Below are 15,280 nucleotides of genomic sequence, written 5' to 3'. Positions count from 1 at the left end.
TTATCCTGAAGAGGTGACTTCCTCTAAGTTTCAGCGCCTGTGCGCTTCCCTTCTCTTCGCGATTCCCGCCATTGCCGCCGCGCAGGGCACCATTACCGGCACCGTCAAGAACATGACGCGCAATAAGCCTTCCGCCGGCGACGAGGTAACGCTGATCCGCCTGCAGCAGGGCATGCAGGAGTCCACCAAGACCACTACCGACGCCAAAGGCAACTTCACACTACAAGTGCCGGACGCCGGCATTCACCTGGTGCGCGTCACGCATGACAAGACGCCGTACTTCCGTCCTGCGCCTCCGGGAACTGAGTCCGTTGAGGTAGAGGTCTTCGACAGCGCTCCCAAGGTGAGCGGCATTGAGTGGGAGGCAGACGTGATGCGTCTGCAGACCGACGAGAGCGGAAAGCGGATGCGCGTAGTCGAGAACTTCTTCGTGAAGAATGACTCCAACCCGAAGAAGACACAGTACTCTGACCGTCCCTTTGACTTCTGGCTGCCGACCGATGCCACCATCTCTGGCTCCGCCGCGCTTGGGCCGGGCGGTATGCCGGTGCAGTCTTCGCCGATGCCTCTGGAAGAAAAGGGCCACTACGCCTTTGTCTTCCCTATTCGTCCCGGCGAGACGCGCTTCCAGGTCTCGTATGAACTTCCGTACAACGGAACGCTGACGCTCGGACCTCGTCCGACGATGAAGACCGGCACTATCGCCCTGATGATGCCGAAAACCTTCAAGTTCGAGGCAGCCGGGGGAGCGCAGTACAACCTTGTCGAAGAGCTGAATGCCCAGACCTATGTGGCGCGTGACATCGCTCCCGGCGCCAAGCTTGGATTTACCGTCTCCGGTACCGGCCAACTGCCGCGCGATGCAGCACAGACGAGCGCTGATGGGCAGCCCGCTACGGGTGGCGGCGACAGCCAGGCAGCACCCGCAGGCGGATCGGCAGCGACCGATACCAAGCCGGGCGGTGGACTAGGAACTCCGATCGACACTCCGGATCCGTTGACTAAGTACAAGTGGTGGATTCTGAGCGGTCTGGCGCTGCTGCTGGCAGTCGCCGCAGGATTCTTCCTCAGCGGCAAACCAGCGCAGCCTGCTGCCGCGGCGGCAGGAGTTGCGCCAGCTGTGCCGTCTGCACCTTCCGCTCCGCCCCTATTGCAGACCCTCAAGGACGAGCTCTTCGCCCTGGAAACGGATCGCGCAACCGGGAAGCTGACCGAGGCGGAATACACGGAACAGAAGGCCGCGCTTGAGGTGGTACTCAAACGCGCTATCAACCGGTCGTAAATAACTTGAGGCTGCCCAAGGGCAGCCTCAAGTCTTTCGTGGCTCTTTTCTATTAGCTCAGAACCGTGAGCTTTCCTTCCGGAGTCTTGTCAATGGCGTGCAGCAGACGGCCGTCACCGTCCAGGTGCTGCAGCGTCAGCTTCTTTGGGGTGACCGAGAGGCGGCTGAAACCATAGACCTTGTGTGCATATGGCCCACGTACCGTGGGATCGACCTTGAGGTCATACAGGTCCGCTCCGCCGCCTCCCGAGAGAAAGTAGGTCGTCGGATGCCCTTCGAACTCCAGATGCTGCAGATCGTGATCATGCCCAGCCAGGTACGCGTGCACACCGTACTTGCGGAAGAGCGGATCCCAATCCCGAATCAGTATCTTGTGATCGCCGTGAGGCCCATCGGAGAAGACGGGATGGTGCGCGATCACCACCGTAAAAGGGGTCTTGCGAGGCTTCTGCAGCTCCGCCTCAAGCCATGCGAGCTGGGCGATGCGTTCCTCTTCGGTCAAAGTGAAGTCGATCGTCGGCTTGCCATCCTTCCGCGGAGCAATCGGATGCGGCATGTTGCTGTCGAGCGCGATGAAGGTGACCAGCGGATTCTTCTTCGGGAACTCGAAGGTGTACCACTTCGCCGGCATGGTCCAGCGGCTGTGGCCGCGACGCGAGTACTCCAGCTCTGCTTCGACCTTGCTGTCCGGAAAGCACTGGTAGTCATGGTTGCCCAGCACAGCATATGCGGTGCAATCGAAGACGTTCTTCGGATACATCTCTTCAAAGCCGCTCTTCCAGCGCTCGGAATCCACTCCGCCCTCAAGTGCTTCGTACCAGTTGTCTCCCAGCATCAGCAGGGCCTGGGGCTTCAGCTTTTCGCGGAGCGTGTAATCGGCCATTCCCTTGGCGACGACCTGCTGCGCAGCGGGATTCAGATATCCCCAGTCGCCCAGCATCAGCAGCTCGGCTGCGGCCGGATCCTTCGGCATCACCTTGGCCAGGCCATGGCGCGAAGCCCACAGCGCCGTCGCGCTGAAAGCAAAACTCTGCCGCAGGAAGCGGCGACGATCGAGATGCAGGTTTTCCATGAGCCTGGTATATCACCGGCGTATGAACGCCGGGTAACTGATCCAGCATCGTCCGCCGATCCCACTACGTCTAATATGCAGAAGGGCGAAGACCGCCATGAATACCCTGAAAACTGCCGTGCTGCTCACATCCCTGACCCTGCTGATGATGTTCGTGGGAGGGTACTTCGGTGGACAGAATGGCATGGTGTTGGCATTTCTGCTGGCCGCCGTTATGAACTTCGTCAGCTATTTCTTCTCGGACAAGATCGCCCTGGCGATGTACCGCGCGCAGCCGGCGACCCGGGAACAGCTTCCCCGTGTGTACTCCATCGTGGAGCAGCTTGCTTACAAGCAAGGCTTGCCCGTACCAAAGATTTACCTGCTGCCTACCGAGTCCCCCAATGCCTTCGCTACCGGGCGCAATCCCAAGCACGCCTCCGTCGCTGTAACCGCAGGCATTCTGGATCTACTGGACGACGAGGAGCTGGAAGGCGTACTCGCGCACGAGCTTGGACATGTGCGCAACCGCGACATCCTGACCAGCTCGATTGCCGCCACCATCGCGGGAGCTATTACCTTGCTGGCGCATATGGGCCGCTTCGCCATGATGTTTGGCGGTTATGGAGGCCGGGACGGTCGTGAACGCGGTGGCGGCGGCATCGGCGCACTTCTAATGCTGATTCTTGCGCCAATTGCCGCCACTTTGATTCAGCTCGCGGTATCGCGCTCGCGGGAGTATGCCGCCGATGCCTCCGGAGCAGAGCTGACCGGGAACCCACACGCCCTGGCACGCGCGCTGCAGAAGATTGACGCATCCTCGCGCCGCCTTCCGATGGACGCGACGCCGTCAACGGCACACCTGTTCATCTCTGCGCCGCGCCTGCGGGCCAGCGATCTGGCAGGGCTCTTCAGCACACATCCACCGATGGAAAAGCGCGTTGAGCGTCTCATAGGCCGCGAGCGCATTTAGTCAAGCCAACTTGCTCCGATAGCCCCACTGCGACGAAACTTGAAGCATGGTCGCCTTTCTTCGTGCCCTCCGGCTGCTCTCGCTCGTCGCCTGGATGGGCGGCATCGTCTTCTTCGGCGCCATCGCCGCACCTGCGATCTTCTCTCCGCAGGTGCTGGAGATGACACAAGGCAACACACGAATCCCCGGCATCATCGTCGGCCTGTGCCTTACGCGGCTGCACTGGGTAGGTCTTGGCTGCGGCGTTGTTCTTGCGTTGACCACGGTCCTGCTCTACCAGCGCAGCCACCGCTACCGGCTGCAGATGCTGGCCATTGTCAGCCTCACCGCACTCATGCTGTGCCTGACGATGTATATCGGCTTCCACATCATGCCGCTGATGGAGCATGATCGCCAGCTTGTAGGCGGCGATTTCACGAACCTGCCTCTTACCAACCCGGAGCGGGCGGACTTTGATCGTCTGCACCAGGTCTCCACCCGTTTGGAGCAGATCGTTCTTTTTTGCGCCCTTGGCGTCACTCTGGCCATGGCGAGCGAGGATCTGCCACAGGATCGTGCTGTCTAGCTCCTGCACCCTTTCCTCCGCTACCCCATCCAATGAGAGACTATTGAATGGAAAGCATTTAACTGAACCCTCCTGATGTCTGCCTTTGCCTTAAGCCTTGCTCTCGGTACTGTCGCCGGTCTCGCCGACTTCCTCGGTGGCCTGTTGCTCGTGCGCCGTTCGCCTACGACGCGCTCGCTGCGTTATTTCGTCGCCCTTGGTTCGGGCTTCATGCTGGCGGCCGCCGTTCTGGAGATGCTTCCTGAAAGCCTGAAACTCGCCCCGACCTGGGCTCCCCTGCTGGTGCTTGTGGGCTACTGCGGCGTTCACCTGATTGAGCACACCATCACGCCGCACTTTCACTTCGGTGAAGAAACCCATCACGACGAGTTCATCGCCCGCTACAAGTCGTACTCCGTGCTGCTGGGACTGGGAGTCCACACGCTCTTCGACGGCGTAGCGATCGCCTCAGGCTTCCTGATCTCCAACTGGCTGGGCTACATCGTCTTTCTGGCGGTCTTCCTGCACAAGCTGCCTGAGGGGTTCACCGTGGCTTCGGTCATGCTGGCTAGCGGGCAGTCCCGTAAGACCGCGTTGAATGCGGCCCTTTCGCTGGGTCTGGCGACCCTGGCGGGAGTCTTTCTTATCAATATCTTCCCCTCATGGGTCCACATTGGTCTGCCGGTCTCTGCCGGGGTCACCATCTATGTGGCCGCTACGGACCTTGTCCCGGAGGTAAACCGTGAGCCCGGCATTCGCATGGCGCTAGTCTTCTTTGCCGGCGTCGCGATCTTCTTTTTACTTCGTCTCATTGCTGGTTAAATGCTTTCTTAAGCGACGTTTCCCGGGAAATTCGGTAGGCTTAAGCAGTGTTTGTCCGTGTCCTAAGTCTCTGTCTGCTCAGCGCCACCGCCTTCGCCGCCGAGCACATCACGCTGCGCACCGGCTTTACGCTGGACTGCGTCCGCCGTGAAGCAGCGGCAGAGCCTGGCCGGGTCCGGCTTTACACCAGTGAACAGAGCTACCTGGAAGTTCCACAGGAAGCCATCACTCAGGCTGAATTCTTCGAGCTCCCGGCGCCGTCTATTCGACCGGAGCCGAAAGAAGCCGTGGCAAGAGAAGAGACATCACTGACACCCGCTGAGCTGCACCAGTTGCTGGCCTCAGCCGAGGCGGCACATCGCGTCGACGCCGACCTGCTGGCCGCGGTCGTTCGTGCCGAAAGCAACAACCGGCCCGCCGCCGTATCCCGCGCCGGAGCGCAGGGACTGATGCAGCTCATGCCCGGCACTGCCCGCGAGCTCGGCGTTCACAACAGCTTCCACCCTGGCGAAAACGTCAATGGAGGCTCGGCCTACCTGGACACACTGCTGACCCGTTATCACGACAATATGGCCATGGCTCTGGCGGCCTATAATGCAGGTCCTGGAGCGGTGGATCGCTATCATGGCATCCCTCCCTACCGGGAGACCCGTGCCTACGTAGCCCGCGTCATCCGTGAATTTAACCGGCGTAAACTCGAGGCGCAGACCCGTAACGTAACGGCACAGGCCCAGGCTCAATGAAGGACAAGAAAACTCCGGTCTCTCTGGCAGTACTCGCAGTTCTTGCCATCCTGATCTATCTCTTCCGGTCGAAGATCCACTTCGATTTCGGGCTGTTTGTGCGCCAGCTTCACCTGATCGACTACAGGCACGTCGCTGCCGGCATTGGCCTGATCTGGGGTACCTATCTTTTCCGTTCCTGGCGATGGACCATCCTGCTGGGGAAACTCCGCAAGGTTTCGCCGCTCTCGCTGACGGGGTCGCACTTCATCGGCTTTACCGCAGTCGCCATCTTCGGACGTCTGGCGGACCTGTCACGCCCATACATTATCGCCAAACGCACCAGGACCTCGATCGCACCCCAGATCGCGATTTACACGCTGGAGCGCATGTTCGATCTGGGCTCGGCAGCGCTGGTCTTTTCTACGGCACTGCTCTTTCTGCCAAAGAACATGCCACACCACGAGACCTTTGTCCGGGTTGGCGCTTTCTCGCTTGCGGCAACCATCGCAATCGCCATCTTTGCAATTGCCATTCGGATCGCCGGTTCTGCACTGGGAGCCATGGCCAAAGCAATTCTGGGCAAGCTCTCCGAGGGGCTCGGCGAAACCGTTGCCGAAAAGATCCTTGGCTTTCGCGACGGATTGGGCGCGATTCCCAGCATTGGTTCGCTCGTCGTCACCATCATTCTTTCCATCGTCATGTGGGCGATGATCGCCGGAGCGTACCTGGAGACGGCCCATGCCTTCGTACATACTCCGGAGCTTGGAACACTCACCTTTGCCAGCGTGATGCTGCTGATGGCCGCATCGCTCGGCGGCTCGCTTCTGCAGCTTCCCGTCATCGGCTGGTTCACCCAGATAGCTGCCACAGCCGCCTCCATGCAGGCCTTTTATGGCGCCCCGATCGAGGCTTCTACGGCCTGTGGAGCGCTGCTTCTGATTGTGACCTCGCTCAGCATCATTCCCGTCGGCCTGGTGTTCTCGCGCATCGAAAGCGTCTCGATCGGTAAAGTTGCTGAGGCCAGCGAGCACGCAGCCGAGACATCTGCTTGATAAAATCAAGTTATCCCGATGAAGTGTCCCTACTGCGGATTTACGCAAGACAAGGTCGTTGACTCCCGCGAAAGCAAAGAAGCCGACTCCATACGTCGACGGCGCGAATGTGAGCGCTGCAACAAGCGCTTCACCACCTATGAGCGCATCGACGAGATTCCCTACATGGTCGTAAAGAAAGACGGCCGCCGCGAGAAGTTTGACCGGCAGAAGGTCCTTTCCGGCATTCTGCGCGCCTGCGAAAAGCGTCCGGTCTCGGCGGCAAAGCTGGAGCGCGTGGTCGACGAGACCGAAGCCTATGTTGTCGACTCACCGGAGCGCGAGCGCAGCACCTCCGAGGTCGGAGAACTCATCATGTCCCGCCTCAAAGAGCTGGATACGGTGGCCTATATCCGCTTCGCCAGCGTCTATCGTGATTTCAAGGATGTGCGGGAGTTCAAGGAAGAGCTCGAAGAGCTACTCCATCGCGAGAAGCGATCAATCTAAGTCTCCAGATGCAAGAAAAAGGCACGGCCAGCGCCGTGCCTTTTTTAGTTTAGAACTCCGGCGTTACCGGCAAGGCGACTGCGTTGACACTCTCAGGATCATCCAACAGCTTGACAAAGAGCACGGTGCCATAGGGGCGCGGCACTTCAAGCTGGCTGTCGCCGAAGCCCGGCGGTACCTCCTTCGCGCTGTCAAACTTGCTGGTTGCCGCTACAGACTTGAGCAGATAGAGATTGCTGCCCACCAAATGGCACGATTTGGTGTCATCGATTGGGCAGCGAATCTCCTTCAGCGTTGGCGTTCGAACCAGTGTGGCAAGCGGCTGCCAATCTCCCTGAGAACCATCAGCTCCCACGGCGCGAAATTGCAGCTTGCCGAAAGCAGACGCCCCAAGCGCCTTCGATGGATCAAGGTTCGCAATCGCGGTGGACACGTCCTGCAGCACCAGCGTGCCGTCTTCGAAGCTGAGCTGCGTCTTCAAAGATCCATCTTTAGTGGCCACCTCAATCTTCTGGTTGCGTGGAAAGTTCCCGTTTGCTTTCAGGAAGAAAGTCAACCTATCTGAAAGAGGAAGGTCGTCTTTATTGGACAAACGAATCGATGGTGTGCCACCGTTCGGCGCTGTAATATACCGATTCACCAAGGTCACCGTGGGACGCGCCTCCAGGACCGTGGCCTGCACATCGACGGTACGCCCGTCCTTCAAGTGTGCATGGGCTGTAGCCGCGTCCCCCGCCTTGAGCTTCGGTGCGGCGGCATCCTTCGGGAGACCCAGGTTCAGAATGCGGTCTGGTTCGCCGGTAGGTGCGAACGTCAGGCCGTTAAGTTCGACAGACTGCACCTGATCCAGAGAGGTTCCTTCCAGGATGGCGGTGGTATCGCCGGCGTGCAGCTTGAATGAGGTAAGTTTCGCAGCTTCTGTGTAGGCCTTGGTCTCAACCTGTTGCGGCGGCTGGTCGCCATATTGCTCTACTTCGACCCGCAGATCGCCTGGATTCACATCCTTGAGGATAGCCTTCGCAATGACCTGCCTTGATTGATCTCCGGGATGAAAGTCCGCATTAATCTTCTTCGGACCGCTGACAACCTGCACCTTCTCGACACAACCGGCGCCCGTGGAAGCCAAAGTAAAGGAGTGTTCGCGACCCACGATCACGCCATCTTCCGACACCAGCTTCCAGCCTTTGCCGGGTTCGTTCTGCAGTGGCAAGGTAGGGCCATCGAAGGAATCAAAACCCCACTGACCATGGACAGTACCAGTCAATCCGTCAGGTGAAGGGGGGACAGGATTCGATGTTGTGGGGGTGTCATCCTCCGTCATCGACCGCCTTCCCTCCACAGCAGCGGTCAATACGAGTCCGCCCTTGGAGGCATCGGCAACCAGCGGAATATCCTTTCCTTCCTGGGTATTCACATGCAGCACCAGGTCATGCGCAATACCGGTCGAGAAGACCAAAGGCGCGTTCTGCAGATGCAGTACTACCTCCGGTTTGAGCAGACAGGTCACTTCCTTCGGGTTGGCCGGCTGCAGCGGTGGCAGCTTCGTCGGTTGAATGCCCGGCAGAGCAATCACGATCACCGACTTTGGATTGTGAAACGAAGGAGCGGCATTGAGGCGGAGATTGAAGTGGTCGGTATCAGGAAACGCTACCGCAGGAATGTACTGGTACTGCGCGGTGTGCATGTTGGTCAACAGCTTGGTTAGATCCACTACCGCACCGACATACGCACTATAAGCGCCACCACCGAATGGAGCGGTCGAAGCCGCAGCGCCAGCGAGGTCAGCACCGCCATTGTTGGCTAGCTCCGTTACGATGCTGGCGCCATGGCCATCATCGAGCAGGGTCTGATTCCCACTCTGCGTCAGGCAGACAATCTGCTGCTCGGCAGGCTGGTTGAAGCAATCGGAGTTGGGCTTCAGAGCGAGTGTCCGAGCCAGGGCCTCAGAGCGCTCCGAAAGCAGCTTGGTATCATTCGTCGCCGGAATCTGTCGCATTCCTGCCAGATAACGCTCGATGCGGGCCTGCTCGAAGCCAAGCTCCGTCAGGTCCTGCGAGGCGCGGACAAAGATACCGGGACGGCCGCGCACAGCCGACTTCAACGTGCCGAAGTCTCCGCCCGTCTCAGGAGCGAGAAAGAGCAACGCCTGCTGCGCGTCTTTCGGCACAGTGACGAAGACTCCCTCTTCCTTCACCTTCTTGTTCCAGCTCTCGATCTTGGTAAACCACTCATCCGGTGGAGGGTTGGTGGTGCCTCGCAGAAACGCCGCAATCAGCAGCAGATGCACGGACTGGGTCTCCGGCAATTCCGGACGCAACCAGAGCCGATCTCCTGGCTGCAGATTCGCAACCTGTGCGATCGGGAGCGTCCGGCTGCCGCGCGTAACGCGGATATCGACTTTGGGGCCGGTCAGATCGAAGCGGGCAGGGTCCGCCTGGACCGCGGTAGCAGCACAGAGTGCGGCAAGAGAGAGGAGTCGAACAAACTGGCTCATCGTTCTAGGTTAGATTGACCAGACCCCTGGATGGTTATCCACCTGTAACCTACACAAAACAGAGCGGCTAACTTGCTACCGAGCCTTTATGCCGCACGTCGGCGCCCCGCACCCAGAAAATTACGTCCTCGGCGACGTTGGTTGCGTGGTCTCCGACGCGCTCCAGATTGCGCGAGATGATCAAGGCATTCAGGGCCTGTGGCGTTAGTTCCGGCTGACGCTTGATAAGCGCGCTCAATGCGGTAAAGGCAGCGTCGTTCATCGCATCCACCTCATCGTCCATCGCGAGCACCGAACGTGCCAACTCGGCATCGCCCTCGATGAACGCCTGCAGAGCCTTGCGGACCATAGCCGAAGCGAGGGACGCGGCACGTGGAATGTCTACCGGGAGGTCGACATTCGAGTAAGCCCCCATCTCTCGCACGCGGACGGCGATGTTCACAGCCTGGTCACCGACGCGCTCAAGGTCAGCATTGATGCGAATGACGGAAAGAATGAACCGCAGATCAATAGCCATGGGCTGTTCCATCGCCAGCAGATCGAGCGCTGCCTGGTCGATCTCACGCTCCAGCCGATTGATGGCCGGCTCCGATTTGAAGACCAGTTCGCAGATCTCTAAATCACGCGTGCGATATGCCTCAATGGAACGCTGAATCGCCTGCTCGGCCATGCCCGCCATGACCAGCAGCTTTTCTTTCAACTCATCCAGACTCTGATGAAACCGGATACGCATTAGCCGAACCTGCCCGTGATGTAATCTTCGGTCCGTTTGTCGCTTGGGTTTGTGAAGATTTTGTGAGTCGAATCGAACTCGACAAGATGGCCGCTCAAAAAGAACCCCGTCTTCTCCGCTACACGCGCCGCCTGTTGCATATTGTGGGTCACGATGACGATGGTGTACTCGTCTTTGAGTTGAAAGATCAAGTCTTCAATCTTCGCGGTCGAGACCGGATCGAGCGCCGACGCGGGTTCATCCATCAGCAACACTTCAGGATCAACGGCAATCGCTCGGGCAATGCAGAGACGCTGCTGCTGGCCGCCGGAGAGCGAGGCGCCGCTCTTGGCCTTCAGTTGATCCTTTACTTCGTCCCACAGCGCCGCTTGCCGCAGCGAACGCTCCACGACCTCATCGAGCACCCGCTTGTTGCGGAAACCGTTCAGCTTCAGGCCGCTGGCAACGTTGTCGTAGATCGACATCGTTGGGAACGGATTCGGCCGCTGGAAGACCATGCCGATGCGGCGGCGAATCTCAACCGGAGAAGCGTCCTTGTAGACATCAACGCCGCCGACGCGAACCGTTCCCTCTGCACGAGCGACGGGATTGGTTTCGTGCATACGATTCAGGCAGCGCACAAAGGTGGACTTACCGCAGCCGGACGGGCCGATCAGCGCCGTCGCCGAGTTGGCGGGAATCTGTAGATTGATGCCCTTCAGCGTGTGGGTCTGGCCATACCACGCATTCAGGTCTTCGACTTCAATACCGACGCCCACTCAGTGCCCTCCCTTGAGCATGCCACGCCCGGTCACCACCCGGACCAGCGTGACGGAGACCATAATCATCACAATCAGCACCAGAGCGCCGGCCCAGGCCAGACGATGCCACTCATCGTACGGTGAGACGGCATAGACAAAGATCTGGAGTGGCAGCGCTGCAATCGGCTCATTCAGGCTGGTAGGCCAGAACTGGTTGCCGAAGGCAGTAAAGAGCAGCGGCGCCGTCTCCCCAGCGATACGCGCAAACGCGAGCATGCAACCGGTGATAATGCCGGGAGAGGCAGTCTTCAAACTGACCGTCATCACCGTGCGCCACTTGGGAATGCCGAGCCCCAACGCCGCCTCACGTACTGCATTGGGCACCGTTGCCAGCATCTCTTCCGTGGTGCGTGTCACCGTCGGGACCATCATGATGGCCAGCGCCACACCTGCGGCAAACGCCGAGAAGTGCCTCTGTGGAACAACGATCAGCGAATACGCCGCAATGCCCATCACGATGGATGGCACACCGTTCAGTACATCAGCGGTAAAGCGGATCGCATTCGCTAGAGTCTTGCCGCCGCCGTACTCATGCAGGTAGATTCCTGCGCCGATACCGACCGGGATTCCAAGCAGGCTGGCCAAGGCAAGAATAATGCCCGAACCGACAATCGAGTTGGCCATACCGCCCCCGGGCTCTCCCACGGGCCGCGGCAGATGCGTAAAGAAAGCCACGTTGAGCGAGCGGACACCTTGAAACAGCAAGTACACCAGGATCGCGAATAATGGAGCGATCACCAGCACGGTGCTCAATATCGCCAGGATGGTAAACAAGTGATTCGCCGCCTGGCGGCGGCCTACATTGGCACGCGATGGACGATGAGGCACGTTACACCGCCCTCGCTGTATTGCCGCGCGTCACCATGAAGACCAGCAAGCGAGCGATAGCATTCACGACAATGGTGACAAGAAAGAGCGCCAGGCCGATCTCAATCAAAGCACTCAGATAGAGGTCGCCGGTGGCTTCAGTAAATTCATTCGCGATGACAGAAGCCAGCGTATAGGCCGGAGCGAAGAGACTCTTTGGAATCGCCGCATGGTTGCCGATCACCATGGTGACGGCCATCGTCTCGCCAAGAGCGCGGCCAAGTCCAAGGATCACGGCTCCGACGATACCGATGCGCGCATTGCGCAACACACCGATACGTACCATCTCCCAGCGGGTGGCTCCCAGCGCCAGCACACCTTCGCGCTGTGTATTGGGCACGGCCTTCATGACATCGCGCGCGATGGAGGAGATGACCGGCAACACCATGATTGCCAGAATCATGCTGGCCGTCAGCAGACCGATGCCGAAGTTCGGGCCATGGAAGAGGCCTGTCCAGCCGAAAAACTTCTTCAGAAAGGGCCCGACACTGCTCCGCATGATCGGCACCAGGACGAAGATAGCCCACAAGCCATAGACCACTGAAGGAATCGCAGCCAGGAGCTCGGTAAGAAACGAAATCGGTGTGCGCAGAGCACGGGGGCACATTTCATTGATAAAGATCGCTACGCCAAGCGCCAGTGGCACCGCAATCAAAAGAGCCAGGAAGGCGGAGGCAAGCGTTCCCCAGATGAATGGAACCGCACCGAAGCTGCCGCGGACCGGATCCCAGTCTGAACGCAGAAAGAAGCTCAAGCCGAACTCATGCAGGCTGAGCCTGGAGCGTAGGATCAGAATTCCCAGGATGAGAGCAACGATAGCAAAGATGCTCAGGGCACACCCCAGCATCAGGGCTGCAAAAGTGCGGTCAGCCACACCGCCACTGCCGCGCTGCATCAAAAAGCGGCGTACCTCTGAGGCAGCCCGTGCCCCCTCCATCTCTGAGTGCTGTATCGTCACCCGGCTCTTCCAGATCCCCTTCTTAGAGTATCTGGAATATGTGTGAACGCGGAATGAACAGCTTGATTAATAAGGCTTTGCGTGTGTTATCGGATACTGGCGACGGTATTTTTTAAACGCTCTGCTACAGGACGAGGCAAAGGAGCGTAACCCATGGCAGCAGCCTCCTGCTCTCCCTCAGAGATCATCCAGAGCAGGAAGTCGTGGAGTTGTCTGCCTTTGGTGGCGTCAGCCGACTGCTGCGGAACGAGTAGCCAGGTAAACGAGCAGATCGGGTAGCTGGCCGTTCCGCCGGCATTCGCCAGGGAGACCCGGAAATCCGCAGGGATCGTATCGGCCTGAGCTTCGGCAGCAGCCGTGACAGCCGCAGGAGTGGCCTTGATCCACTGGCCTGCACCGTTCCGCACCAGACCAAAGGTCATATGGTTCTGCAAGGCATAAACCAGCTCCACATAGCCGAAAGCGTAGGGAGCCTGGCGCACCATGCCCGCAACGCCCTCATTGCCCTTCTGTCCAATACCGACCGGCCACTTCACTGAAGTGGAGTTACCCACCTGCTGCGCCCAGGCTGAACTCACCTTGGTGAGATAGTCGGTGAAGATGAAAGTTGTGCCGGAGCCATCGGAGCGATACACCGGCAGAATCTCTTCATGCGGAAACTTTATGCCGGGATTATCGGCAATGATCTTCTGGTCGTCCCAGAAAGTAATCGTTCCGAGGTAGATCCCAGCCAGTACCTCCGGAGAAAACCGCACCTCCGCAGAGATGCCAGGCAGGTTGTAGACCGGAACCACTGCTCCGAGCACGGTGGGGATATGCAGCAGTGGATGGGACGATTGCTGCAACTGGGTATCGGTCATGGGATCATCAGAGGCGCCGAAATCGACGATGCCCTGCGAGACCTGCCGAATGCCGCCTCCGGAGCCGATGGGCTGATAGTTAATGCGCACACCAGGATGCAACCGGCCATACTCGGCAAACCACTTGGAGTAGATGGGATTGGGAAAGCTGGCCCCGGCGCCGTTGATCGTCAGTATGCGTGGGTCTGCGGCAGGAGCGCCCGTCTGCTTTGGTGATTTGCAGCCGGTCAGCAGGGCAAACGAGAGCAGGATGGGCACAACGGAGCGCACACCCCTCACCATATCAGCCCTGCACCACAGGCAGCGTGAACGCGAAGGTGCTTCCCTGGGTGAGCCGGCTCTCCACCCAGATATTTCCGCCATGCTGCATCACGATGTGGCGCGCGATCGCGAGCCCGAGACCGGTACCGCCGGTCTCGCGGGAACGTGCCTTGTCAACACGGTAGAAGCGCTCGAAGATGCGCTCGTGATGCTCCGAGGCGATACCCGCACCCCAGTCGCGGATGCGGAACTCCGCATAGGCCCCTTTTTGTTCGACAGAGACCTCGATCCGAGCAGGCTCGCCGGTTGTAGCGCGGCCGTACTTCGTCGCATTCTCGATCAGGTTGGAGAGCACCTGGGTCGTGGCATCAGCATCGGCCATTACATTGATCGCGTCCATGATTCCAATGTCGAGCTTGGCGCCCGCGTCGCGCACAATACCGCGGACAGCAGCGACCGCATCACGTACCAGCTTCTCCGCGGGAACGACCGTGGGATGGATGGGATTCTCACCACTTTCAACCCTGGCCAGAACCAGAAGATCCTCGGTCAGGCGGGTCATGCGAGTGGCATTTTTCAGAATCGTTTCAAGAAACTCCCTGGACTGAAGAGACAGCGACCGCTCAAAGTCCAAAAGGGTCTCGACGTAACCGGAGATGGAGGTCAGCGGGGTGCGCAGCTCGTGAGAGACATTGGCAATGAACTCACGTTGGGTACGCTCCACCTGCTCGATGCGGGTCAGGTCGTGTAATACGGCAACAGCACCGCCACCGGGGATAGGACCGGCGTTCACTTCGAAGATGCGACCGGGCTTGAGCGAAGTAGACCGGCGCTGTGTCACCAGGCCATCGTCAAGAGCCACCTGCAGGCAGAGCAGCACCTCGGGATCACGGATCGTATGCACAATCGCCTGTCCGTGGCGGACCGCACCTTCGAGCTCGCGACGCATGGGTTCATTCGCCCACTGGATGCGTCCCGCCGAATCCACCGCGACAACCAGATCCTGCATGGAATCCAGGACGGCTGCGAGCTTGGCCCGTTCTTCTTCAATCGCTGCAATCTGGGAACGAACTTTCTGCCGGGCTGCGTCAAACGCAGGCCAGAGATCCTGAAAATCACCCAGGTCAGGCCGATTGGCCTGCTGCTCTGGCGTGGACGCCACGATAGCCAGACGAAGAGTGGAGGCATCTCTCCGCAGCGCACCGCTGATAATCGCGATGGCAACTAAAGAGATGCCCAGCATGATGGCGGCAAGCGTGATGAAGCGCAGCCACACAGGCGAGCCGGACAAAGCCCAACCAGCGCCAAATGCGGCCAGAGCCGTAACCACGCACAGCAGCACCACAATTCCAGTGATGGTCCGCTTCAAGGC

At 59.3% G+C, this 15,280-nt stretch carries 15 protein-coding genes; 7 read left to right on the top strand and 8 right to left on the bottom strand.

The genetic code is table 11. The features are described from left to right. The first annotated feature begins 13 nt into the window (after positions 1 to 13). Entirely contained in the window at positions 14 to 1,282 is a 1,269-nt protein-coding gene (locus FTW19_RS11280) for a carboxypeptidase-like regulatory domain-containing protein (RefSeq protein ID WP_147647719.1), read from the top strand. A gap of 52 nt (positions 1,283 to 1,334) precedes the next feature. Here the strand turns inward: FTW19_RS11280 and FTW19_RS11275 are convergent, their stop codons facing one another. Beyond that, positions 1,335 to 2,354 carry a metallophosphoesterase gene (locus tag FTW19_RS11275; RefSeq protein ID WP_147647718.1) on the bottom strand — a complete coding sequence of 340 codons (1,020 nt, stop codon included), beginning with the start codon at positions 2,352 to 2,354 and terminating at the stop codon, positions 1,335 to 1,337. A 97-nt stretch (positions 2,355 to 2,451) separates the two neighbouring features. Between FTW19_RS11275 and FTW19_RS11270 the strand changes: the two genes are divergently transcribed. From FTW19_RS11270 to nrdR, 6 genes are all read left to right on the top strand, one after another. Beyond that, positions 2,452 to 3,306: a zinc metalloprotease HtpX gene (locus FTW19_RS11270; protein ID WP_147647717.1), complete on the top strand. Its 855-nt coding sequence runs from the start codon at positions 2,452 to 2,454 to the stop codon at positions 3,304 to 3,306. 46 nt (positions 3,307 to 3,352) lie between these two features. Further along, complete coding sequence (locus tag FTW19_RS11265) at positions 3,353 to 3,871, top strand: DUF4149 domain-containing protein (RefSeq protein ID WP_147647716.1); 519 nt, start codon at positions 3,353 to 3,355, stop codon at positions 3,869 to 3,871. Positions 3,872 to 3,946: 75 nt separating this feature from the next. Next, a complete protein-coding gene (locus FTW19_RS11260) occupies positions 3,947 to 4,672 on the top strand; it encodes a ZIP family metal transporter (protein ID WP_147647715.1) in 726 nt (241 codons plus the stop codon). A 47-nt stretch (positions 4,673 to 4,719) separates the two neighbouring features. Continuing rightward, the gene (locus FTW19_RS11255; protein WP_147647714.1) at positions 4,720 to 5,415 is read left to right on the top strand and encodes a lytic transglycosylase domain-containing protein; all 696 of its coding nucleotides are present in this window, start codon (positions 4,720 to 4,722) and stop codon (positions 5,413 to 5,415) included. Beyond that, positions 5,412 to 6,449: a lysylphosphatidylglycerol synthase transmembrane domain-containing protein gene (locus FTW19_RS11250; RefSeq protein ID WP_147647713.1), complete on the top strand. Its 1,038-nt coding sequence runs from the start codon at positions 5,412 to 5,414 to the stop codon at positions 6,447 to 6,449. Before FTW19_RS11255 ends, FTW19_RS11250 begins: the two co-directional genes overlap by 4 nt. Before the next feature lie 18 nt (positions 6,450 to 6,467). Continuing rightward, positions 6,468 to 6,935: a transcriptional regulator NrdR gene (gene nrdR, locus FTW19_RS11245; RefSeq protein ID WP_147647712.1), complete on the top strand. Its 468-nt coding sequence runs from the start codon at positions 6,468 to 6,470 to the stop codon at positions 6,933 to 6,935. Between the two features lie 49 nt (positions 6,936 to 6,984). Here the strand turns inward: nrdR and FTW19_RS11240 are convergent, their stop codons facing one another. From FTW19_RS11240 to FTW19_RS11210, 7 genes are all read right to left on the bottom strand, one after another. Further along, positions 6,985 to 9,429 carry a hypothetical protein gene (locus FTW19_RS11240; RefSeq protein WP_147647711.1) on the bottom strand — a complete coding sequence of 815 codons (2,445 nt, stop codon included), beginning with the start codon at positions 9,427 to 9,429 and terminating at the stop codon, positions 6,985 to 6,987. A gap of 67 nt (positions 9,430 to 9,496) precedes the next feature. Beyond that, positions 9,497 to 10,162, bottom strand: a complete 666-nt coding sequence (gene phoU, locus FTW19_RS11235; RefSeq protein WP_147647710.1) for a phosphate signaling complex protein PhoU — start codon at positions 10,160 to 10,162, stop codon at positions 9,497 to 9,499. Continuing rightward, complete coding sequence (gene pstB, locus FTW19_RS11230) at positions 10,162 to 10,920, bottom strand: phosphate ABC transporter ATP-binding protein PstB (RefSeq protein WP_147647709.1); 759 nt, start codon at positions 10,918 to 10,920, stop codon at positions 10,162 to 10,164. The genes phoU and pstB overlap by 1 nt, the downstream gene beginning before the upstream one ends. Then, positions 10,921 to 11,790 carry a phosphate ABC transporter permease PstA gene (gene pstA / locus FTW19_RS11225; protein ID WP_147647708.1) on the bottom strand — a complete coding sequence of 290 codons (870 nt, stop codon included), beginning with the start codon at positions 11,788 to 11,790 and terminating at the stop codon, positions 10,921 to 10,923. 1 nt (position 11,791) lies between these two features. Next, entirely contained in the window at positions 11,792 to 12,787 is a 996-nt protein-coding gene (pstC, locus tag FTW19_RS11220; protein WP_348641849.1) for a phosphate ABC transporter permease subunit PstC, read from the bottom strand. An 86-nt stretch (positions 12,788 to 12,873) separates the two neighbouring features. Continuing rightward, positions 12,874 to 13,917 carry a phosphate ABC transporter substrate-binding protein PstS gene (pstS, locus tag FTW19_RS11215; RefSeq protein WP_246153686.1) on the bottom strand — a complete coding sequence of 348 codons (1,044 nt, stop codon included), beginning with the start codon at positions 13,915 to 13,917 and terminating at the stop codon, positions 12,874 to 12,876. Positions 13,918 to 13,930: 13 nt separating this feature from the next. After that, positions 13,931 to 15,277, bottom strand: a complete 1,347-nt coding sequence (locus FTW19_RS11210) for a sensor histidine kinase (RefSeq protein ID WP_246153685.1) — start codon at positions 15,275 to 15,277, stop codon at positions 13,931 to 13,933. Between the last annotated feature and the right edge of the window lie 3 nt (positions 15,278 to 15,280).

Origin of the sequence: Terriglobus albidus (genome assembly GCF_008000815.1) — a bacterium.
Lineage (GTDB): Bacteria > Acidobacteriota > Terriglobia > Terriglobales > Acidobacteriaceae > Terriglobus > Terriglobus albidus_A.
This window is presented reverse-complemented; position numbering and strand designations above follow the sequence as displayed.